General features: G+C 42.3%; 18 protein-coding genes. 8 read left to right on the top strand and 10 right to left on the bottom strand.

Going from position 1 to position 21,156, the window contains the following annotated elements; all coding sequences use genetic code 11:
• Positions 1-852, top strand: a complete 852-nt coding sequence (gene hchA / locus ACG1VR_RS08375; RefSeq protein ID WP_395490694.1) for a glyoxalase III HchA — start codon at positions 1-3, stop codon at positions 850-852.
• A 225-nt stretch (positions 853-1,077) separates the two neighbouring features.
• On the opposite strand, the gene ACG1VR_RS08370 is transcribed toward hchA, so the two are convergent.
• The 9 genes from ACG1VR_RS08370 to ACG1VR_RS08330 all read right to left on the bottom strand — a co-directional run bounded on the left by ACG1VR_RS08370 (position 1,078) and on the right by ACG1VR_RS08330 (position 9,529).
• Positions 1,078-1,791: a hypothetical protein gene (locus ACG1VR_RS08370; RefSeq protein ID WP_199962830.1), complete on the bottom strand. Its 714-nt coding sequence runs from the start codon at positions 1,789-1,791 to the stop codon at positions 1,078-1,080.
• Entirely contained in the window at positions 1,781-2,743 is a 963-nt protein-coding gene (locus tag ACG1VR_RS08365) for an MvdC/MvdD family ATP grasp protein (protein WP_395490693.1), read from the bottom strand. The genes ACG1VR_RS08370 and ACG1VR_RS08365 overlap by 11 nt, the downstream gene beginning before the upstream one ends.
• Entirely contained in the window at positions 2,743-3,192 is a 450-nt protein-coding gene (locus ACG1VR_RS08360; RefSeq protein WP_199962832.1) for a hypothetical protein, read from the bottom strand. The genes ACG1VR_RS08365 and ACG1VR_RS08360 overlap by 1 nt, the downstream gene beginning before the upstream one ends.
• An 18-nt stretch (positions 3,193-3,210) precedes the next feature.
• A complete protein-coding gene (hxsA, locus tag ACG1VR_RS08355; RefSeq protein WP_199962833.1) occupies positions 3,211-3,846 on the bottom strand; it encodes a His-Xaa-Ser repeat protein HxsA in 636 nt (211 codons plus the stop codon).
• Positions 3,843-4,955 (bottom strand): His-Xaa-Ser system radical SAM maturase HxsC, encoded by a 1,113-nt coding sequence (hxsC, locus tag ACG1VR_RS08350; protein WP_395490692.1) that lies wholly within the window; start codon positions 4,953-4,955, stop codon positions 3,843-3,845. The genes hxsA and hxsC overlap by 4 nt, the downstream gene beginning before the upstream one ends.
• Positions 4,948-6,336 (bottom strand): His-Xaa-Ser system radical SAM maturase HxsB, encoded by a 1,389-nt coding sequence (gene hxsB, locus ACG1VR_RS08345; RefSeq protein WP_199962835.1) that lies wholly within the window; start codon positions 6,334-6,336, stop codon positions 4,948-4,950. The genes hxsC and hxsB overlap by 8 nt, the downstream gene beginning before the upstream one ends.
• A complete protein-coding gene (gene hxsD / locus ACG1VR_RS08340; protein ID WP_370552109.1) occupies positions 6,336-6,614 on the bottom strand; it encodes a His-Xaa-Ser system protein HxsD in 279 nt (92 codons plus the stop codon). Before hxsD ends, hxsB begins: the two co-directional genes overlap by 1 nt.
• A 251-nt stretch (positions 6,615-6,865) precedes the next feature.
• Entirely contained in the window at positions 6,866-7,810 is a 945-nt protein-coding gene (locus ACG1VR_RS08335; RefSeq protein WP_395490691.1) for an ArdC family protein, read from the bottom strand.
• 837 nt (positions 7,811-8,647) lie between these two features.
• Entirely contained in the window at positions 8,648-9,529 is an 882-nt protein-coding gene (locus ACG1VR_RS08330) for a LysR substrate-binding domain-containing protein (protein WP_199962837.1), read from the bottom strand.
• Between the two features lie 188 nt (positions 9,530-9,717).
• On the opposite strand from ACG1VR_RS08330, the gene ACG1VR_RS08325 reads away from it, so the two are divergent.
• Genes ACG1VR_RS08325 through ACG1VR_RS08315 form a run of 3 tightly spaced genes read left to right on the top strand, consistent with a single transcriptional unit; the run spans position 9,718 to position 12,543 of the window.
• The gene (locus ACG1VR_RS08325) at positions 9,718-11,202 is read left to right on the top strand and encodes a UbiD family decarboxylase (protein WP_199962838.1); all 1,485 of its coding nucleotides are present in this window, start codon (positions 9,718-9,720) and stop codon (positions 11,200-11,202) included.
• A gap of 10 nt (positions 11,203-11,212) precedes the next feature.
• Positions 11,213-11,827 (top strand): UbiX family flavin prenyltransferase, encoded by a 615-nt coding sequence (locus ACG1VR_RS08320; protein ID WP_199962839.1) that lies wholly within the window; start codon positions 11,213-11,215, stop codon positions 11,825-11,827.
• Complete coding sequence (locus tag ACG1VR_RS08315) at positions 11,824-12,543, top strand: DUF554 domain-containing protein (RefSeq protein ID WP_395490690.1); 720 nt, start codon at positions 11,824-11,826, stop codon at positions 12,541-12,543. The genes ACG1VR_RS08320 and ACG1VR_RS08315 overlap by 4 nt, the downstream gene beginning before the upstream one ends.
• A gap of 739 nt (positions 12,544-13,282) precedes the next feature.
• Here the strand turns inward: ACG1VR_RS08315 and ACG1VR_RS08310 are convergent.
• A complete protein-coding gene (locus tag ACG1VR_RS08310; protein WP_395490689.1) occupies positions 13,283-15,955 on the bottom strand; it encodes an AAA family ATPase in 2,673 nt (890 codons plus the stop codon).
• A gap of 562 nt (positions 15,956-16,517) precedes the next feature.
• On the opposite strand from ACG1VR_RS08310, the gene ACG1VR_RS08305 reads away from it, so the two are divergent.
• The 4 genes from ACG1VR_RS08305 to ACG1VR_RS08290 all read left to right on the top strand — a co-directional run bounded on the left by ACG1VR_RS08305 (position 16,518) and on the right by ACG1VR_RS08290 (position 20,770).
• Complete coding sequence (locus ACG1VR_RS08305; protein ID WP_395490688.1) at positions 16,518-16,754, top strand: hypothetical protein; 237 nt, start codon at positions 16,518-16,520, stop codon at positions 16,752-16,754.
• A gap of 241 nt (positions 16,755-16,995) precedes the next feature.
• Positions 16,996-17,250 carry a hypothetical protein gene (locus ACG1VR_RS08300; RefSeq protein ID WP_233608859.1) on the top strand — a complete coding sequence of 85 codons (255 nt, stop codon included), beginning with the start codon at positions 16,996-16,998 and terminating at the stop codon, positions 17,248-17,250.
• A 159-nt stretch (positions 17,251-17,409) separates the two neighbouring features.
• Complete coding sequence (locus ACG1VR_RS08295; RefSeq protein ID WP_395490687.1) at positions 17,410-19,281, top strand: ATP-dependent nuclease; 1,872 nt, start codon at positions 17,410-17,412, stop codon at positions 19,279-19,281.
• Positions 19,271-20,770 carry a UvrD-helicase domain-containing protein gene (locus tag ACG1VR_RS08290; RefSeq protein WP_395490686.1) on the top strand — a complete coding sequence of 500 codons (1,500 nt, stop codon included), beginning with the start codon at positions 19,271-19,273 and terminating at the stop codon, positions 20,768-20,770. Before ACG1VR_RS08295 ends, ACG1VR_RS08290 begins: the two co-directional genes overlap by 11 nt.
• The last annotated feature ends 386 nt before the right edge of the window (positions 20,771-21,156 follow it).

The following is a 21,156-nucleotide window of genomic DNA, read 5'->3' as shown; positions in this document are numbered from 1 at the left end:
ATGACAAATGATAAAAGTAAACATCCGAAAGTGGATCATGCTGAAGAAAACGCATTTTTCCCCTCTGACTATTCTCTTAGTCAGTTTACCAGTCCCGTATCTGACCTTAGTGACTATGACTATCCCCAAAAGTGCATGGGAGGGAAGAAGGTGCTGGTCATTGCTGCGGATGAGCGTTACCTGATGACTGATAGCGGGGCTCTGTTCTCAACGGGAAACCATCCTGTTGAAACGCTTATTCCAATGTATCACCTGCATGCCGCTGGTTTTGATTTTGACATTGCGACAATCTCAGGTTACATGACCAAGTTCGAATACTGGGCGATGCCGCATAAGGATGAGAAAGTTATGCCATTTTTCAGCCGGTATAGAGACAAGTTCCAAAATCCTGAAAAATTGTCTGATGTATTGAATAGCCTGAACAAGCAAAGTGAATATGCTGCCGTGTTTATTCCTGGTGGCCACGGCGCACTGATTGGGCTGCCAGAAAGCAGCGCAGTAGCCGATACTCTTCGCTGGTTCATGAACAATGACCGCTTCGTCATATCCATTTGCCATGGCCCAGCAGCATTCCTTTCGCTGCGCAATGGTGAAAACCCTCTAAAAGGATATTCTATTTGTGCTTTCCCTGATTCAGCTGATAAGCAGACGCCCGATATAGGTTATATGCCGGGCCATCTCACATGGTATTTTGGGGAGGTGCTTAAGCAAATGGGGATGAATATTGTTAATGATGATATTAAAGGAAGCGTGTACAAGGATCGTAAGGTACTGACAGGTGACAGTCCTTTTGCGGCCAATGCGCTTGGTCAATTGGCAGCTAAAGAGCTCCTTTCAGTTTATGCCTCCTGAATATTGTTAATTTGAATGCAAAATACAGAAAATGGCGTAATTGATCTGGCAGCGACAGTTTCATTGATACATGTATCTGTCAGATCATAATTTAGTTTTTTGGCACGTGGCGGATTTGGTGGCCCTGCTTTCTGTTCGCTCCGTGCCAGAAGCAGACATTGCTTGATCATACCCTCCAATAGTGGACACGCGACTAATACAATTCAGCATTTAGATTCGCATCGGTCAAATTGACTCTATTTTATAAACATTAACTGGAGATTGAATAATATCATGTTTATCATTACATGTAGTTGAAGATATCTGATTAGCAATGTCAATATTAGGAATAAAAGCCATGGAAGTTTGTAAAAATAGGAGCAAAACAAACGCAAGAAATGTTCTAAGTAGAAGTTCATGCGTCATTTTAATACATGTTACCTTACGATTAACCCCGTCTCTATTTTTTCTAACAGCACAAAGATTTTCAACAATTAAATCTTTTTTGTATTCATCTCCATCCCCCCCCCAAATTTTGACTAAATCTACCGTGTCGATTCTATTGGAAGCAGAAACTTTTAAGGTATTAAAAGCCCATAATGCAGCTCTAAGCAAATTAGCAAGTGCATAGACAAAAATTGCGAATGACAAAAAATTAACAAAAGCATTATTTTTATCACTGCTAATAATACCGGGAACTAACGAGACCAATACAGGAGCAAGAGCAGTGATTGCTGTTAAATATATGGCAGCTTTACTCTCTGCACCTAATCTTCTTTGATTTTCTAATTCATTGAGTTTTTTTGCCTCATCTAGGGCTAGTTCACTTTCATTATTCCAGTCAGTATTTTTAATATTTAAGATATCGTTATCCAGCTTCTCTTGGTCTTGTCTTATTTCTTCAAGATTAAGTTCAACTAAAACTGGCCAAAAGAATTCTCTGATGTATTCAAAATTCATATCTACCGATCCTCATCAGTTCATCGACTATAGAACTAGCAATAGGAAGACCCGTCTGATTTTCTATCCATGCCCATTGACCGTTAGGATTAATTTCTAAAAACCAAAAAACATCATTTTCGTCGCAAATCAAATCTATTGCCCCAAATCGAAGATTAAGTGATTCGACTAAATCTATGCACTTAGAACTCACTGACGGAGGTAGCTCTAAAGATTTATGTTTTAAGTCAATTCGAGAACCCTTGCGCCAGTCTACCTTAGTTTCTTTATGACTTTGGGAGTAAATTGCCACAGAAAAAACTCTTTTTCCAACTACCGTTACTCTGACATCAAACTTTTTTATTATCTCATGCTGAACTATAATAGGCACCAAAGAAAGTGAACTCGAATCGGCCTCATCTAGCTGACCTAACCTGTTGGTAAATATTATACTTTCAGTATCATCACTTATAAATAGAGCTTGTCGTAAAGGTTTGCCGATCATTTGAGAACTAGTGCTAGATCTTTTTATTTCTTCAAATGAATTAGTGACAATCGACTCAGGAACATTAAAACCCAAACGTTTAGCGACAACCAGTTGCTTTGGTTTATCTTCAGCTAAAATTATATTAGCAGGCGAGCAAAACCAAAAAGAATCAAGTCGCGAATAAAGACTCTTAAGGAAACTATTCCATTCTCCCTGAATGTAATCAGCAATACTAGGATCAGTTATAGAGGCAGGAACTTCGGGATTCCCAGGTCTACGAAAGTAGGCAGCTTTAACATCGATACCTTTTATCGTGTTTCCATTAATAGATATACTCCAATCCATAAATGATGAATCTGACATAGAACTGTATGATCTTGGCAAGTCTTCTGTATTAAGACGGAAGTACTTGACACCTCGTTTCTTTAACTCAACTACGATATAATCCATAGTTATATCGCGCTTATTAGTCACTAATAATATCATTAAATTACACCTTCCCCTTGGTGATCATAAGTATGCATAGAGAAATCCTCATCTCTTTCTACTGCAACAAATGTTTTAATAGATAACTCCAGAAAATTTCCTTTATTCCAGTTATCATCGTCTCGTTCTTGGATTGTATCTGTTTTCGTCATTAACTCTAATAGGTGATTCATACTTGAATCAGCATCATCCCTTTCAAGCTGCGCCTCTGTTTTAGTGGTTAACTCAAGCATAGAAATTGATGAATCATCATCACTTTCTTGCCTTACTTTAGTTTTAGTTACTGTCTGTGTAAGAGTATATTTAGATATTATTGGGGTTTCTATCCTATCCTCTTCAACTACCCAAAGGTCTTGCTCATACGAGTACCAACCAGGAATGTTTTCCCCCTCGATTCTCTCGGTAGCGAATCGAGCCAAAAACGGTAAAGCCGAGCTATTACTTTTCATTTTATGCTCCACTGAGATTTAACGAGCCAAAATATTTAAAGAATTCAATAATTGAGTGTCGAGTGTTTCAGTTGCAGGAATTGGTAATCCGTTCGCAATGCGGTAATTTTTCACAGACAGCCTTGTAGATGGCCCCATTATGCCGTCAATATTCCCGTTGTAAAATCCCTTGTCCAGCAATGCGAATTGAACACGCATGATCAAACGCTTACGTTTCTCTGCACCAGAAGTCAGCCCATTACTTGCACGGTTAACTTCTGAAGTTCCAACAGAATTGGTGGTCGTGGTTATGTTATTGTCGTTAGAGCGAAGTGCACGCACAGAGGAAGAGGACGATGAGGAACTTGTACCTGAACTTGAAGAGCCAGATGAGCTTGGTGAGCTGTATGTTTTAGGATAATAGGGTGTACTTCCACCATAGTACCCGCCACCTGATGATGATCTGTGAGAACTATGGCTCCGATGGGAGCTATGACTGCGATGCCCTGCAATATAGAATGGAACTTCGGTGTTAAGTGGGGCTATCACTAAATCATGTTCATTAAGAGTCATACCTGGCAAATCACTCGCTCCGGTAGATGAATCACTTGCCCATACAGAATTATTGAGTGCCAAAAATCCCGGAAGTAAAGCAGCGAAATTAAATTTTTTCATAAAATTGGTCTCGGTGGTTGATGAAAACGGCCTTTTGAGGAACTGAAATAACCAGCACAGGAAGACTTCTGAGTGCATTCATCACATTCTTTCGGATAGTAATTTTTCCAATCAGAGATCGACTGAGCAGCAAGCTCCCAAGCTCTTTCAGGAAGATGACAAAAAGGATAATTAAAAATTGTTAGAGGTATGCCTGACCTGTGTGCAGCGTCTATGGCGGAGGTTATTTTCTCACTATAACTGCTGTGCTCAATGAAGATTGTTGACCAGTTCTTTCGTGCCCAACCGATAGATTCCAACCCCATCAGGGAAATCTGATTGATGTTGGAGAACACACGGCCAACGAACTCTACAATATCATCCAATTCTGTATAGTTAGCCAGTGTCGGAATAACTCTAAGTTCGATATTAATCCCTGAGTTTCCTGCATTAATTACCCCCTTAACCGTTTCATTAAATGCGCCATCACTCCCTACAAGATGGTCATGCACAAGTGGTCTTGATGAGTAGAGCGGGATACCAAAGGTGATTTTTATCTTTTTGCTTCGCTTTGCCATTTCCTGAGTAAAGTTTGTATCAGAAAATTTGCGTCCGTTTGTTAAAACATGCAAAGCAGTATCTGGTGAGTTCTCGATGATAAAATCAATGAAATGTAGGAAATCATCTCCATACAGAAGGGGTTCACCACCGCTGACCCCAACAACTCCATTCAAACCAAATGAAGCTATAGCAAGGGCTGATTGGGTAAGCAGCCAGTCATCATTTGCTTTCTTTGGTGGCTGGGAACAAAACAGGCACAGGTTATTGCAGCGTTCTGTAACTAAGACAGTATTATGATTGGCTCTGCGGGACAGAATAACGCGTATCATATTGCCATTGTTGATTATCCCAATATCTCCATCTTCAATTGACTCAAATAATTCAGTGCTAATAACAGAGTAATCAAAGCATGGTTGAATGGCATCATTATTGCCTTCAGCAACAACCAGTAAATTGGGCAAAAAGAATAAAGGGTTCACTGGTTTTTGTTTGCATAACCGATAGAACCCCGTGGGCACATTCTTTTTTGAAGCAAAATGAAAGATATCGTTCCTGATAACCTCAGACATATGCCCATCCTTTTAGCATCTCAGCCTTCGGACCACCTTCTGAGATGGAGTTCAGCAGATACCTGAACATCCCCTTGTGATACTGACAAAACGTTGACCGACTCCTATCACCGACAGGCTCACCTTGTACACTTATGTTCTGGCATGGGTCTGCACCGCAAAATGGTTGATACGCGCATGTATCACAACCTGGCAGAGCAAAATTGAACGATGAACTCAATACTGCGTTATAGTAAGGACTCTTGGAAAATGATAGCGTCTTAACCTCACCCGCACTGAACTCCGTTTCAGGATTCACCTTCTGCAACATACGGCTCTCATCGCTACCATATACTCGACCGTCATAATTGAAAAGAATACTGTTAAGCACGACCCCACTTGGCGACTTCAAATCCGCATAACCACTAAAACCGGGATTGAAGATCCTTTTCAGATGAATGGAGGCCGAATGTTCCACAACCCTTATCCCTTCAATGTTGATCTTAAGGATTTCATCTATCAACGAGGCATAGAAACTTAAGTATTCGTCCATAGAAAAGGTGAACGATGCTTTTTGTGCAAACCCATAGGGACTAACAGGTCGGATAAACATGTCCTTGAGGCCAAGAGACAAGTGAGCCTGGACAATCGATTCAGGATGCCTGATAAGATCTTTAGTAACTGTAGTAACCGTTGCAACGCGACCAGAGCCTAAAGACCGTTTGATAGCCTCTACTCCTGATACTGTTCTACTGTAAGCAAGCCCATGACCAAGAATTCGATTACTGTTGTGAACAACTTCCTCACCATCAAGCGAAACAGAGAACGTTATGTTCCTGTCTCTCGACCATTCAAGCATATCCTCATTCAAGACAGACAGGCTTGATGCTATCACCATCTCAAAATCGTTGCTTCCCAGAGTTTCAGCGCATTGCTCATAGATAGACTGGATTAAATCGAACCGCAAGAGTGGCTCTCCACCCTGTATCTCTATCTTGTAAGGTGGCGTCGAGAGTTTTTTGATAGTAGAAATGATGTCAGGGATGAGATTGGGATTTAGATCATAACCAGAGGCGTTTACGGAAGCTCTACTGACCTGACAATACTTGCAAGTATGGTCGCAACGTAATGTGGGCACAATCATGAAAATTGGCCTGACTGCCAGTTCATTCATCAATCGTTTTGCAAAAGCAGCACTTAAAGCATAGGGGGTTGTGGCAGATGAGCTTTCATTGGTTATGAAAAGCTTACTTTCTAGGGCGTTTGATTGTTCCGCACTTATTTGCTCATCAGCCAGATCAAGCAGGCCTTTCTCATCAATGAAGTGATGAAACCCAGCGAGATTGCTTAAAAACACCTGTCCATTGGGCAATCTGTCAAAATTGAAAGGCATCAATTCCATTAAGAAAGCCTTTCATCGACACTGCGAAGCACTTTATGGACAATAGAATCTCTCAACGCCCCTGTTTTATGCTCTAGTTTTTCTCGCAAAGTGTAATCATTCAGCAGCCTCTGGAATTCATAGAGGCATTCGGGGCTATCGCTTTCAAAAGAGATTGTCCAGTAGGATGGATCCTCACGGAGTTTCCATTGAGTAAGTGGAGTCATCCAGTATAGGCTGTTGCGTATAACCCATTCAGAATAAAGTTCTTTTTCAAACATCCTTTCGCACATTTCCATTACCTTCCAATACGAATAATCACTATCAGCAACCGCTTTTAAGCAGATTTTTCCTATGGAAACAATAATACAACATATCCGTTGATATGTTACAGTAACCGTACATAAGTTCCTTCTTAGGATTGTCTTAATTCCACTACAGGAACATGACTGTTCGGTGCTCGCTCTGCTTCACCAATATTACTAACTAAACCTTTACTGGTTTAGCACCCCAGCTCGCAAAGCCGCATTCCTTTGCGGCTTTTTGCTACTCAGCTTTTATCCATCAAATAGCAATGTGCTTTCGATGCCGCGCTGGCGGCCTTGAAAATATAGCGTTTGTCGTTCCTCAGTGCTTTAAGCCAGGAAGCGATATAACTTTCATGCTGAACTTCTCCAACTATCCCCAGATCCGCCATCAGGAATGCGCTCCCCAGCTCAGCGATCAACTCTTCAAACGCATATCCCTCGCTGCCAAATTTCCCTTTCATTTCACGGTTCAGCCGACTTTTTGCCCCACTCCAGTGAACGAGCTCATGCAGGCCAGTTGCGTAGAAATTGGCAGCATCGGCAAAAAGATACCGTTCCGGTAAGCGGATTTCGTCGGTTGAAGGTGTAAAAAAGGCATTCTGTCCTTTTTCAATAATGGTTGCACCGCTACTATGAAAAAGTGCTTCTGCACGTGGTAATGGCTCAAAGGTCTCTGCCGGAAAAACGGCTTCAGCACTCAGAGGCAAACCGTCAATTTGTTCAACATTAAACACAGTGAATGTTTTCAGCATCGGAATATAGTCAGTTTCTCCGTTATCATTTTCCTTTTCCAGCGTGGTATAGAAAATGGCGGTAGTGCCGTGTTCTCCCTGGCGCACCTGCCCACCGACCGCTTTTGCCTGTTTGTAGGTCATCCAGCGTGAATCACAGAATCCCTGTTTTGACGCGCTGCACCAAAGCAACATGATATTCATTCCGCTGTAAGCCGTACCGGTGGCGTAATTGGACGGTAAGCCGGACATACCGGGAGTTTGCTGCCAAGGACATACCCAAGGTTTAACCCCGGTTTCCAGCGCAGCAATTATGCTGTCGGTAACAGTCTGATAAATGTCGGTTCTGGTCGTTGAACATTTCGTTTTTGAGGAGCCTGACAGATCCAGCGAGGATACGCTGGTCGCCGCTGTCGTGTTAGGGGCACTTATCTGGGTATGAAGGGAAATAGTCATGTTTTTTCTCCGTCAGTGGTGTGATTTTCGTCTTCGTATCGCCTGACGGTTCGCTTTCCCGGCATCGTTCCATCCCGCAAGGGCGCAGCATGCGTGCCATTTACCCTTGCGGGACGGGTTGTGCTGGGAAACGATTAACCGGAAGCAGATACATGAACGGAAATCACGCGGGAGAAAAAACTATCCCTGAATAGACAGATATAGAGCCCCTTACTCGCCAGCGGTGAGAAAGGGTTTGGGGTTTGGGGTTTGGGGTTTGGGGTTTGGGGTTTGGGGTTTGGGGTTTGAATTTACAGGTATTAGTTCGGATCTGAGCTGCCGGTAAATTTGTTTGATAAAAACCACGACAATTATTTTTTTACCTCATTTCGGAGATAGAAACTTGATGTTAATTAATGTAATAACGTTTACGGAAGAACCACATAAAACCGGGCATTTTTAATTCAGGAAAACAAATTAAAAGAGTGACAAGCGTATTCTCTGGAGCGATGAATATCATCAGGAGATAAACAATGAATATCCAGAGTCCCCTTTTTGCCAGCATCATGCTCGCTCTGTCAGTGTTCTCTTCAGCACAGTCCATCCCTCTTGCCCGAGCGCTTCATCCCGAGGTTCCCATTCACCACCCTGCCGTCGTCAACTGTTCCGATACCGCAGAGCTACCCGATGAGAAAATCGTCTTGCCGGTATCCCCAGCATCACGAATGCATTCCTGAAACACATCTTCCTGAAGATGGAAGCTGGGGCACCTCTCCCCGGATTTGTCTTCTCAATTTTGATCGCTGGCTATGACTCAACTGCAGCTATTTAGATATGAGGCAGGGTGTTTCTTAAGATTCAACCAAGCGTTAAAGAGCGGACAAACTCGATCAGCTCCCTGCTTTTCCTGAATTTCGGCCAGCAAAGCGTTAGGGTCGTTGTGGCCTCGGGACCGTGCAGCAGGCAATAGCAGACATTAGGCAACGTTACAGAACGCTGGGTTTCTGGCACCAGCGTAACTCCTATTCCCATCGACACCATGCCAATAGCCACCGCAACATCGCGAGTAAAATAGATTTTTGGCGGGACAAAACTGGCCATCTCACAGGCATGTAATGCAGACCAGCCTAGCCCGACCCCGGGCGGATCTTTCTGGATCATAAATGTATCCCCGGACAACGTCCCCAGCTCTATTTTACCGGCACCTGCCTGCGGATGCGTGTGCGGTACTGCGGCGATGAGTGACCTGGTGGCGATATCCACGTAGTCCAGGTTGGCAAAATGCGGAACAGGCGATCGGAGCAGCCCCATATCCAGTTGATGGTCGAGCAGGAGGGTGAGCTGTTCGTCAACGTTGTGCTCCTCAATAACAATCTCAACATCCGGTTTAGTCTCGCGAAAACAGGTGATTAACCGTGTCAGGGCGGGATCAAGAATGGAAGATCCGACATAACCCAGTATGAGTTGTCCTTTATAGCCTTTTCGAAGGCTACTCGCACGGCTCAGCATTTTTTCGTAATGACTGACAGCGCTCCGCGCCTCCGCTGCAAGCTGAGTTCCTTCCACAGTCAGCGCCACATGACGACGATCACGCGTAAATAGCACCATGCCAAGCTGATCTTCCAGCACTCTAATCTGACGGCTTAAAGCTGGCTGCGTGATGTTGAGCCGCAGTGCGGCTTTTCCAAAATGCAGTTCTCTGGCAAGCACCACAAATGCATGCAAATACCGATAGTCCACACGTTCCTCCAATCACTATTTTTCGATAACAATCCCACATTAAAAACGTCGTTAATGTGATTAGACGGGGATTTATGTTGCCTCACATACTGTCAGTGATGTAACGGCTCGTCCTGTGATTGCCTGCAGGATGAAGATGAAAGCACACCGGGCATGCTGTCTCCCGGCGACTTACTGAGGAAAACGTAATGTCTCAAACACAAAAAGTGACTGACCTGCGCAGTGCGCTGGCCGTACTGCGCAAGTTTGATGATGAGCTTATCGAAACCGATGAACCCGTTGATCCAAGTGCAGAACTGTCAGGGGTGTACCGCTACATTGGGGCACACGGTACGGTCATGCGTCCGACCCGTATCGGTCCAGCCATGCTCTTTAACCGGATTAAAGGCTATACCGATATGCGAGTGCTGATAGGCCTTCTCGCCTCGCGAAAACGCGTGGCCCGGCTACTGGATACCACACCCGATAAGCTGGCCTTTTTACTGAAAGACGCGGTAAGCACCCCGATAAGCCCTGTCGTTATTCCGCAGGAAAATGCCGTCTGTCAGGAAGTAGTCCATCTGGCATCCGATCCGGATTTCAGTATCCTCAATATCCTGCCTGCCCCCACGAATACGCCGGAGGATGCCGGTCCTTACTTCACTCTCGGGATGTGCTACGCCGCCGATCCACATACCGACGATCACGACATCACTATTCACCGCCTGTGCGTGCAAAACAGGGATGAAATATCCATGTACTTCGTTCCCGGCAGGCATCTGGATGTGTTCCGCCAGAAGGCCGAGGAAGACGGAGCTCCACTTCCTATCTCGATCAGCATTGGTGTCGATCCAGCCATTGAAATCGGTGCCTGCTTCGAACCGCCCACAACTCCACTTGGTTTTGACGAACTGTCAGTGGCAGGGAGCTTGCGTAAACAGCCTGTCGAGCTATGCCAGTGTCTGACCGTGAATGCCCGGGCCATTGCGAACGCAGAAATCGTTATCGAGGGGGAACTCATTCCTAACTATCGGGTCAGGGAAGATCAAAATACCAACAGTGGTAAAGCCATGCCGGAATTCCCCGGCTATACCGGACAGGCGCAGCAAATGGTGCCAGTGATTAAAGTGAAAGCCATCACCCACCGCCGTCACCCAATTCTGCAGACCTGTATTGGTCCAAGTGACGAGCATACCAATATGGCGGGGATCCCCACCGAGGCCAGTATTCTGCAACTGGTGGAGCGCGCCCTTCCCGGCTTTGTGCAAAATGTTCACTGCCCATCACCCGGGACCGGAAAATATCTTGCCGTATTGCAGGTTAAAAAACGTCTGCCAAACGATGAAGGTCGTCAGCGTCAGGCGGCTCTTCTGGCCTTCTCCGCATTCTCGGAACTCAAGCATGTGATTCTGGTTGATGACGATGTGGATAGTTTCGATCTCAATGACGTGATATGGGCAATGACGACACGCTATCAGGGCGATATCAGCACGGTGTTCATACCCGGCGTAAGGTGCCACCCCCTCGATCCGTCCTCTGACCCGGCTTTTAGCTACTCCGTCCGCGACCACGGGATCGCCTGTAAAACTATTTTCGACTGTACCGTTCCGTTCACGATGAAAAGCCAGTTTCGCCGCTGCGAATTCATGGAGGTCGAGATCAGTCGTTTCCTCCCGGATAACTTCAAGTACTGAGGACGCCATAATGTCGACATCTGAATGTTCTCCTCGCAAGCGCGTCATCATTGGGATCAGTGGTGCATCCGGTTTTTTATATGGAGTGCAGGCCCTGCGTTATCTGCGACAACTTCACGTGGAAAGTCACGTTGTGATTTCTCCTGCCGCTCATCTGACCCGCAGTCTGGAAACCACTCTGTCAGAAGACGACGTTCATAAGCTGGCTGATGTAATTTATCCCTTTGATGATATTGCCGCCGACATCGCCAGCGGTTCGTTCAGGGCATCCGGGATGCTGATTGCCCCCTGCTCGATGAACACCCTCGCCGCTGTTGCGGCGGGCTTTACCAACAGTTTGCTGGCGCGAGCAGCCGATGTGACCCTGAAAGAGCGCCGGAGGCTGGTTCTGATGGTCCGGGAAACGCCGCTGCATACCGGGCACCTTCGTAACATGCTTCAGGTTACCGAAACCGGCGGCATCATTTTTCCGCCCGTACCTGCCTGGTATGCACGCCCTGCGAGTACTGAGAACATCATCGCTCATAGTGTTGCGCGGGCGCTGAGTTTACTCGACCTTGATTGCGACACATTGCCGCGCTGGGGTGAAACTCCCAACCTGAATAACAGGAGTAAATCGCTATGATTACAGGCCCATGGTTCAACGGCTCTGCCGTCGTGATCGGCGGGATGGCAGGAGCCATCATTAGCTCACGTCTACCTGAAAGGTTACGTACTTCAATGCCGCTCATTTTTGGTGCAGCCTCCCTGTGTATGGGGATCGTCCTGGTGACAAGTGTCAGCCATATGCCCGTCATGATTCTCTCGGTCCTTCTCGGTACACTGGTGGGCGAGCTCTGCTATCTGGAAAAAGGGATAAGCCACCTGGGCGGAAAAGCCCGTGGGTTGGTGGAGCTCGTCGCGAAAAGCGATCCCGGAGACAAAGACTCACAGGCGCAGTTTTTACAAAACTATGTGGCGATCATCGTCCTTTTTTGTGCCAGTGGCACCGGTATTTTTGGTGCGATGCACGAAGGCATGACCGGGGACTCGAGCATCCTTATCGCGAAAGCGTTCCTAGATTTGTTGACCGCCCTCATTTTTGCCACAACCCTGGGTTACGCCGTGGCATTAGTCGCTTTCCCCCAGCTTGTCATTCAGTTAGCACTCGCCTACAGTGCGATATATATATTGCCTCTGACCACGCCTGCCATGCAGGCCGACTTTTCAGCTGTGGGTGGCGTTCTAATGGTGGCGACTGGCCTGCGTATTTCCGGTATCAAGGTCTTCCCGGTAGCCAGTATGCTTCCTGCATTGGTACTGGCGATGCCAGTTTCCTCTTTCTGGACAACCTACTTCTGAGATAGAAAAGTACTTCGGTAAAAGTGGTCAACAAAGCATACCCCGCATTGATTACGTATTTTCTTCATTCCTGAGGGGGGTTGCCATTCATTACGGGCATCTTCACGGGCTCTTTGCCGCCCGTCCCCGCAGCCTCCGGATGTTACGGGCATCCAATGTCCGAAACATCCGGAGGACAATTAAAACAAAAAACGGAGGTTTTATTATGAAAAAGACGATAAAAGTGTCGTGCCGAAGTTTGTTATAAGGTTCAGAAGTCATTACTGCAGCGACCCTTGTTGCCTGACTATGAGCATTAACGAAAAATCTGGCCACGATATTTCCCGGCGACTATCGGCATGTAGAGTTCTATACCTGGTTTTATATTTTCAGTACTTCGTTGATGTTTTATTAAGTCAATCTCGCATATTATACAATTAGCGTAACTTCCGTCTGGAGAATATATGAATGCACTCACCCGCTGCACCCTACTGTCCTTACTGTGGCTCTGTGCTGCTCAGGTGTACGCCTTTCAAAGCACACCGCCAGAACAGCCCTTTTCTTCAAGGCAATCCGTAAATTCGGAGCAACACATTCAGGAATATAGTTACTCAGACAAACATGAACCTTTGCAAACAACGCCTTTAGGGGGCTGTAATGCTAGCCCGATTCCGGGATGTAATTACCCCACGCAATCTTACTCCGATTTTCACCAGAAGGAATGAGTGCCATTTTTACTAAATCAAGCTAACTGTTTTAATCAACTAACATCAAAACCGGGTGATAGCGCTTTGATAAAATTATTTATCAAGTCAGGCAAGTCAGATTCATCCGCATTTTGGAAAATAGCTGTCCAAGCTGTCATTATGGAATTTTGATTACCTGGCGATAATTTTACCAACCAAAAAAAAGCTATTCTCATAAATTTTGGAGGAAGGGATGGTAACAATTCAATCAGTAATTTTGACATTTTATTTTTGTCACCTTCTCCTCCAATATTTATCGACAATGATGCTAACTTACGTAAAACCTCAGTATTCTCATCCAATTTCAGGTTATCTAAAAATTCATTTACCCTATCCAGAATACAACCTACCGCTCGCTCATCACGCAATCGACTTATATTAGATTCACATATTTTATCTAATAATTCAATCTGAGCCTTTGTTGAAAAATCGAGATTATTTAAAATGGTTAGTATTATTTCGGTAAATTCTGTATTTGTAGTATTTGACAGCTGAGCATTACCATGTGTTATACAGTTGATTAGTGCTAAGGTTTCAGAGAAAGGATATCTATTAAGTTTTAGCCATTCAAAATGAAGGACAACTGCTTGCTGCTGAAGCACTTCTCGTCCTCGGGTATGTTCACTAATCCAGCGCATAAACTTGCTTCGACCAAAAAAAATCTCGTTTTTAGCAAAAACTCTTGAAACTACGGCAAATGTTATTTCTACATCTTCTTGAGTATCAGTTAAGTAAACTACAGCATCATGGCCTGTTCGTACGCGTTCTGACGTACGGACGCTTTGCAAACGTAAACAAATTACATTTAGATCATATGCCTCCATTTTTATCGCGGCATCTATAATTTTTTGACAACGGACAATATCCAGATAATCACCGACCTCAACTATAGTCTCGGAAAATTCCATAAGAGGACGTGTAAAATATTTCAGTTCAGGAGCTTGTTTTTCCAGTCCATTCTGCAACAATCCCAATCCAAAACGTCGCTCATCAATATCTCTGGCATCAATATTCTTCAACAAAGATATTTTCAAAGCCATGATGTCAGGTTCAACACATTCTAAAATACTGGTTGCAAGTTTCGCATGTCCAGATCTAAACCGACGATTTACTTCATCAAAAACTAAGTGTTCTTTTTTAGCTTCTGCCCAAAAACTAACAGATGGTTCCATACGCATTAGCAGACTTTTGGGTACTGATTGATCATAAGTACCACACACACAAAGACTGAGAAAAAGTTCGTATGCTTTATTACCATGTTGTTTAGCTTTCTGTATAGTTCGCTTAGCTATTATTGTTAGACTTGATCCCATTAATAGCAAGGAAAGGGGAAAAATCTCCCCTGATTGCATTAAAGATAGTAATTTTATTTTATTACCTGGACTTACTTTTCTATCAAGAACATTAGCTAGTTCATCTATTTCATTTTCAGATACCGCAGCAAGAGTATGGATGCATAGGGATGCCGGGTAATTTTTGGGGATACAGTTCGCCGACCTGTCAGTTGCGATGATGACTATATTACTATAGGTATGACGCTTTAGATCTTCAAAAATTTGCGAGTGATTTGAGATATCATCAATTACAATTAGAGCGGGTTTGCCAGCTAATTTAGCAAGACGTGCAATTTCATCCCATGCCTGCTCAATTAATTTTGATGGATTTGTCATCTCGAAAACAAGAGCTTGACCTGAACGATGTATATCCCAAGCAACACGACGGATAAGAGTTGATTTACCGGTTCCTGATGCACCCGAAATTAGGATCAACGATAAAGATTTACCCATATTTTTAAAGTCTTGATAAACTTTATCAGATTGGTCACGAATAATATCCATGCCATAATGAACAACTTCCCATGACCCCCTGCCACTCTCTCTAAACTCTTCAGCAGCATGTTCTTTTGCTGTGAATTGATTATCGCCGGGAAGAAGATTAAATGGAGAATCATTATGTAATGGGTGGTAAGGAGCAAGACCTGTTAGGCATTGCGATATATCATATGCAAATAACGAACAAGGTTTTATAAATAATTCCTTAATTCTTGAAATAGAATCATTGATTCGTTCAATTGGGACGCCAAATAAAGCCAATCTAGCTATTGCTAACAACTCTAAATCTTTCTTAATTTCCTGTTTTTGATCAAGGCTAACTTGCACATGATTAAGAACATATTCAGCAACTGCTTTGTACTCATTTTTTGTAGAAAGCGGGTTTTTCTCGTATGTAAATCCTTTTGAGAGTGTGTTTGCAAGTGTATTGGTTGATGTGTTTCTAATTAATTTCATCATCTCGGGACCGACAAAGACTCCCGTAGAGACAAACAAAAAACTCAGTTGTAGAGTATCAAGATGCTTAGTATTAGCTGGATGTCCACATGCATCTATAGTATCACGCATGAATCCATGCAAAATATCACGCATTTCAGTGAATGTGTACTCTGTCCCAGCAGTTTCTTTATATTGTATATAGAGCTGTTTTCCATCCCCAAACATAATATCTACATCTTGAGCCCCCTCATATCTTAGCTGTACTAAGCCATCATCGCATGTTAATAATTTTATAACATAATTTAATGCATGTGCCTCCTGATATCCAAATCCTTTTAATGCAATCATTCCACCTTGTCGGTGCTTTGTTTTTAAATCATCACCATCAACAACCCAGATAAGTTTATTCTCGCGCATCGTTGCTCCTGTATGCAAAACGACTATCCTAACGATTTTTCTGAAAAAAATCGATATCAATTAAGAACAGCTATGTTTCTTGACTATCTTTTCTCTTGATATTGATAATAAAAATATCATTTTTACAGCAATGGCTTTCATGTTGGTTTTGTTCTGTCCTATAACTGTCCATAGACAATTGTTAGCCAGTAAACTCAGTATTCTTATCTAAATAGCCGCACCAAATAGTAAATCACTTTGAAGGAATGCAGCCCCGACAGTGCGATTAGATCAATCGCCAACTGGGCAGAGTGATGTCGATCACAACATCTACATACTCAACCTGCCGTTCTCTTTCTACATAGTTACAGGTTTACTCAGACTTGGATATTCTTATCTGCAAAGACACAACACAAGGCAAAGCACTGACCCATTCAAACTAATTCTCTCTTCAGTATGTTGTAACTAATTACATATTTTCATACAGAGAAGGACATATGGCCTAGGTTAAAGTGTACATGCCTGTGTTATCCTGAGATCATTGATTTCAAGGAGATCGGCTAATAATAGCACTATCAGAATAATGAAAAATTCATCTAACGACATTCTTTTCGCATGGCAAGATTATCTGAAACTTAGTGGTGCGGAAAAGAGAAAAATACCGGCCAGCCTGGTTTCACGCGCAAAACAGCAGTTTATCATGGTAGGTAACCACCACCGGTTGCAGCAAGCAGGTGGATACCTGAAAGTTCTTGCGGACACTGTAGCTGAAGATTTCCTTATGGGCAGGGTAGCCAGCATCCAAATTTCGACAGTCTGAGCCAGACACCGCGCCTACAACGTTATTACCTTGACTGTGAACATATAGCCGCATTCAGTGCGCTGGGTAGCCAGTGTGAACAGGAGCTGGTTATTATCACTCCCTGGAGCCGTCGGGGGGTAAACAATATCAAAGACCAGAACTGGCGCAACTGGTAGCAACACAGCGGCGCAGAATCAGGGTTAAAGTCTATTACGGCTACTATCATCAGCGCTTGGATCGTGCGGATGATAACGATGAGATGTTGGTTACTGAGTACAAAGAACAGCTTGGAAAAGACAATGTTATCAGCCTGACTGAAGCTTCCCATGAAAAAGGTGCTTATATCAATGGCCGTTACATCGTTCTCGGGAGCTGGAACTGGCTGCAACATGGTTATCATGATAGCTGTGAGCGTAGCGAGCAGTTCGGTAATGCTATTCGTCATGAGATCAGCGCGGAGCTTGATGATGTGTCACTGGTGAAAGAGCTTAGAGAGAGGTTGCGGCTGGAATAACTGGCGAAGAACTAAAGCTGATAAACTGGTCTCAACTGAATCTTCGACATTGCAATGATTCAGTTCTCAGTGCTATCTTTTCGTATATATCAATATATAAAAACGGATTACTCCGAAAGCAAGTTAAATTACACACAGTTAAAACACATTGGTGAAAATATGTATTTATCAAATCTAAAAATAAACAATTTCAGACAATTTGAAGATTTTTCCTTAGCGTTAAATAAAGGGCTTAATCTACTTGTTGGTGAAAATAATGCAGGGAAGAGTTCCGTCATTGATGCAGTCCGGATTGTTCTTGATACTACATCTGTGGAATGGGTGAGTATAAAAAGTACCGATTTCCTCAGCGGCAAGAATGAACTATATATCCAATTAAAATTTGAAGATCTGTCAGCCCGTGAACTAGGATTATTTCTAGAATACTTAACCAACGAAGAAGTGACAACGGATGTTAGCAAGAGCTGTTTATATATAAATCTCTCAGCAAACATAACAATCAATCCATTCAAAAAGACTCAATTTATCAAGACGGAAATTCGATCTGGTTTGAGTAACGATGGTCCCATCATAGAAAGAGACATCAGAGAATATCTTGCTACAACATATTTAAAACCGCTACGCGATGCTGAGGTTGAACTATCGGCAGGGCGAACTTCAAGGCTCTCACAGATTTTAGGAAGTAATGTCAGTTTAGCTGGAGATGAAAGGGCGACACAGCGGATTATTGAATTACTAATTCGCGCCACACAGGCAATTCAAAATGATTCTTCGATTCAAATGACTCAAGAGAAAATTTCAACTCTTTTGAACTCTTTAACATTCAAATCCAATATCTTTACACCTTTCTTAAGTTTATTTGGGAGTAAAGAATATACTGAAATGAGTGCCCCGGAGAAAACGTTTGCTCTAAAATCTATTTTAGAGAAATTATCACTTGAACTCAACACCTCAGGAATTAAACATGGATTAGGTTATAACAGTCTATTGTTTATGGCTACGGAACTAATGTTAATTCGTCAGGAGGAGGATCAGTATTCACTTTTGCTAGTTGAGGAACCAGAGGCCCATCTTCATCCCCAACTACAGTTGAAATTCATTAATTACCTCAGGACTGAAAATAGTAAACTGCAATGTATTCTATCTACTCACAGTCCTGTGCTTTCATCAAAAGCCCCCTTGGAAAGCTTAATTTTAATGCAAGATGGAAAAGCCTTTCCTTTAAGAAAGGAATGCACCGCTCTAAGTGGTGATGACTATATATTTCTTGAGAAATTCTTAGACTCAACTAAGGCAAATATGTTTTTTGCAAGAGGTATATTAATTGTTGAGGGTATTGCAGAGATGGTGTTAATACCTAAAATAGCTGAATTACTAGGGCGACCTCTAGAGGATTATGCCGTATCACTGGTTAATGTCAATGGTTTATCCAGAAAGAGGTACGCTAAAGTTTATCGTTCTAACACCGCTTCAACGTCCCCTTCTCATCTCCCAATTAAAGTTGGGTGTGTTACTGATTTAGACCTATGGCCAGATGAAGCGGAGGCAACAACCTCAAACAGTTATGGGTTTAAACAAAAAATACAGCCTAATGAAACCACCGGCCGAGGGGGAAACCTTCAACATTGGCTGAATGAGTTGACATCAGAACAAATAAATCAGAAAAAAAATAGTAAAGCCGAGTTTGACGGAGAACTTGTTAAAACATTTATATCAAATGACTGGACATTTGAATTTTGCCTTGCTAAATATGGGCTAAGTGAAGAATTATATGAGGCCCTCCATGGTAACCTTATAGGCTATGAAGATCTTAGCACTGATGCACAAATAAGGTCTGTGCAATTATATGGAGAAATCGAAAATAAAGGTGATGGAAAGAGCGAAGTAAGTTATCTTCTTGCAAAGATTTTATCAAAATATAGTGAGCGACCTTCAGAGTTAAGGTCTAAGCTACCTCCTTATATTATAGAAGCTATCGAATATGTAACAGAAGAATTCTCTAATGACGAGGAGATGCCGAATGAACATTGAAATTACTGAAAGAGACATCAACGATGTTGAGCAAGAGTTAAACTTGTTATTTGATGATGCCAGACGCGAGATAATACAATCATATAATGATGTCCAGGCTTGTCCTGGTAGTGGAAAAACAACAATGGTAGCGGCCAAGTTGTTAATTATCGCGAAAAAATGGATGAGTTTACATCAAGGTGTGTGTGTCCTAACGCATACTAATGTAGCTAAAAAAGAAATTACAGACCGTCTCCAAACGAGTATACATGGTGGAAAATTGTTAACTTCACCACATTTCATCGGCACTATTCAAGAGTTCGTTAATAAATTTCTTGCAATACCTTATCTTCGTTCTCAAGGATTTAAAATAACTCACATCGATGATGAAATATGTTGTGCAAGAGGCTGGAGTTTGCTTCATAGAGGAACGAAAAACTACCTTGAAAGAAACAGAATAATATCCATCCAAGCTATGCAATATAAATTTATAGATGGATACCTTAACCTTAACATCCCTGGTTTCCGTAGAGAATCACAGTCGAACAGTTATCAAGATTTGATAAATGTAAAAAATACACTTATGGCAGAAGGTTATTTCTTTTATCATGAAATGTATGAAATTTCAAAAGACTATATCCACAATAACCCTGATATTATAAAAGCAATTCAATCTCGTTTTCCTATCGTTTTTATCGACGAAATGCAAGACACCCAAAAATTTCAAGATGAATTTTTAAACACAATCTTTCGAAATGATAATGATCAAGTTAAGATGCAACGGTTTGGCGATCCTGACCAAGCTATTTATGGGACTAATGAGGAAGAGAACCAAACCTATAATCAAGCAGAGTTAGAAAAAATAAAAAATAGTCATCGCTTTAATAGTTCTATCGCATCAATTGCTAGAAATCTAAGTTATAATCGCATAAATTTAACATCAGAAATCTCTCATCCCAATCAACCACTACATACAATATTTCTTGTTGATGATAGTTCTCGCACTAGTGTATTTGAGCATTTCGCTAATTTATGCTCGCAAACAGTTCCTATTAAATGTGAATATCCAATAAAATCTGTTGGTGCAGTTGGTAAAAAAAATGAAAACTCTTTAACGATTTACAGTTATTATGAGAATTTTGAAAAAACTGATTCTACGGTAGGATTCAAAAACACTAAATTAATTCAATATATATATGTTGCTCGACAACAAAATCGTAACAGTGAATCTTACCGTACAATCCTTGATGGAATTATTCATTTTGGGAGAGTATCTAATTCTCAGATCACAATGCAAGATGGTTCAAAATCTGATATATCAGTTGCAAACATAAAAAAACACCTTAAGTTATCTTCACTTTTTGTTGATTTTAACTTGTTAGCGATGTCCTTAATAACAAATGAAATATCCGAAGAAACCTGGGGGGATTCTGTTGCCTTGTTATTGGCTTACTTAGGTATTAATGTTTCTTATCGAAATCACATTTTTTATCTTTTGAGCATAATCTAATAAATGAAACCCTTGATAGTCCAACTAGAAATATTATCCCTTTTGAAATTGAGGGAAGGGTTATAGAGAATCAAATTGCAACAATTCATTCTGTAAAAGGAGAGACGCATGCTGCAACTTTACTTCTAGAAACAAAATATCATACTAATGATATAACAACCTTAATTGACTACATTCTTTTAGAAAATCTAACACAACCGTCAGAAGCCAGAAAAAAGAAATTCATGAAGCAAATATATGTTGCACTCACAAGACCTAAATATTTATTGTGTATTGCAATGAATAAATCAGGGTTTCCGGTCGAGCATATTTCAAAACATGAACTTGCAGGTTGGAATATTCGTGATTTAACTCAATAGTGATATTACTATTTCGTATAACGACGC

The sequence above is a fragment of the Cedecea davisae genome (assembly GCF_044095835.1).
Taxonomy (GTDB): Bacteria; Pseudomonadota; Gammaproteobacteria; order Enterobacterales; family Enterobacteriaceae; genus Cedecea; species Cedecea davisae.
This window is presented reverse-complemented; position numbering and strand designations above follow the sequence as displayed.

What these genes read in the sequence shown, in the direction of transcription:
- ACG1VR_RS08290 (WP_395490686.1), top strand. Translation starts at nt 19,271, where the DNA reads ATGAACATTGAAATTACTGAAAGAGACATCAACGATGTTGAGCAAGAG.
- hxsB (WP_199962835.1), bottom strand. Translation starts at nt 6,336, where the DNA reads ATGGAATTGATGCCTTTCAATTTTGACAGATTGCCCAATGGACAGGTG.
- ACG1VR_RS08305 (WP_395490688.1), top strand. Translation starts at nt 16,518, where the DNA reads ATGAAAAATTCATCTAACGACATTCTTTTCGCATGGCAAGATTATCTG.
- ACG1VR_RS08300 (WP_233608859.1), top strand. Translation starts at nt 16,996, where the DNA reads ATGTTGGTTACTGAGTACAAAGAACAGCTTGGAAAAGACAATGTTATC.
- ACG1VR_RS08320 (WP_199962839.1), top strand. Translation starts at nt 11,213, where the DNA reads ATGTCGACATCTGAATGTTCTCCTCGCAAGCGCGTCATCATTGGGATC.
- ACG1VR_RS08335 (WP_395490691.1), bottom strand. Translation starts at nt 7,810, where the DNA reads ATGACTATTTCCCTTCATACCCAGATAAGTGCCCCTAACACGACAGCG.
- ACG1VR_RS08360 (WP_199962832.1), bottom strand. Translation starts at nt 3,192, where the DNA reads ATGAAAAGTAATAGCTCGGCTTTACCGTTTTTGGCTCGATTCGCTACC.
- hxsD (WP_370552109.1), bottom strand. Translation starts at nt 6,614, where the DNA reads ATGGAAATGTGCGAAAGGATGTTTGAAAAAGAACTTTATTCTGAATGG.
- ACG1VR_RS08310 (WP_395490689.1), bottom strand. Translation starts at nt 15,955, where the DNA reads ATGCGCGAGAATAAACTTATCTGGGTTGTTGATGGTGATGATTTAAAA.
- ACG1VR_RS08365 (WP_395490693.1), bottom strand. Translation starts at nt 2,743, where the DNA reads ATGATATTATTAGTGACTAATAAGCGCGATATAACTATGGATTATATC.
- ACG1VR_RS08370 (WP_199962830.1), bottom strand. Translation starts at nt 1,791, where the DNA reads ATGAATTTTGAATACATCAGAGAATTCTTTTGGCCAGTTTTAGTTGAA.
- hxsA (WP_199962833.1), bottom strand. Translation starts at nt 3,846, where the DNA reads ATGAAAAAATTTAATTTCGCTGCTTTACTTCCGGGATTTTTGGCACTC.
- hchA (WP_395490694.1), top strand. Translation starts at nt 1, where the DNA reads ATGACAAATGATAAAAGTAAACATCCGAAAGTGGATCATGCTGAAGAA.
- hxsC (WP_395490692.1), bottom strand. Translation starts at nt 4,955, where the DNA reads ATGTCTGAGGTTATCAGGAACGATATCTTTCATTTTGCTTCAAAAAAG.
- ACG1VR_RS08325 (WP_199962838.1), top strand. Translation starts at nt 9,718, where the DNA reads ATGTCTCAAACACAAAAAGTGACTGACCTGCGCAGTGCGCTGGCCGTA.
- ACG1VR_RS08315 (WP_395490690.1), top strand. Translation starts at nt 11,824, where the DNA reads ATGATTACAGGCCCATGGTTCAACGGCTCTGCCGTCGTGATCGGCGGG.
- ACG1VR_RS08295 (WP_395490687.1), top strand. Translation starts at nt 17,410, where the DNA reads ATGTATTTATCAAATCTAAAAATAAACAATTTCAGACAATTTGAAGAT.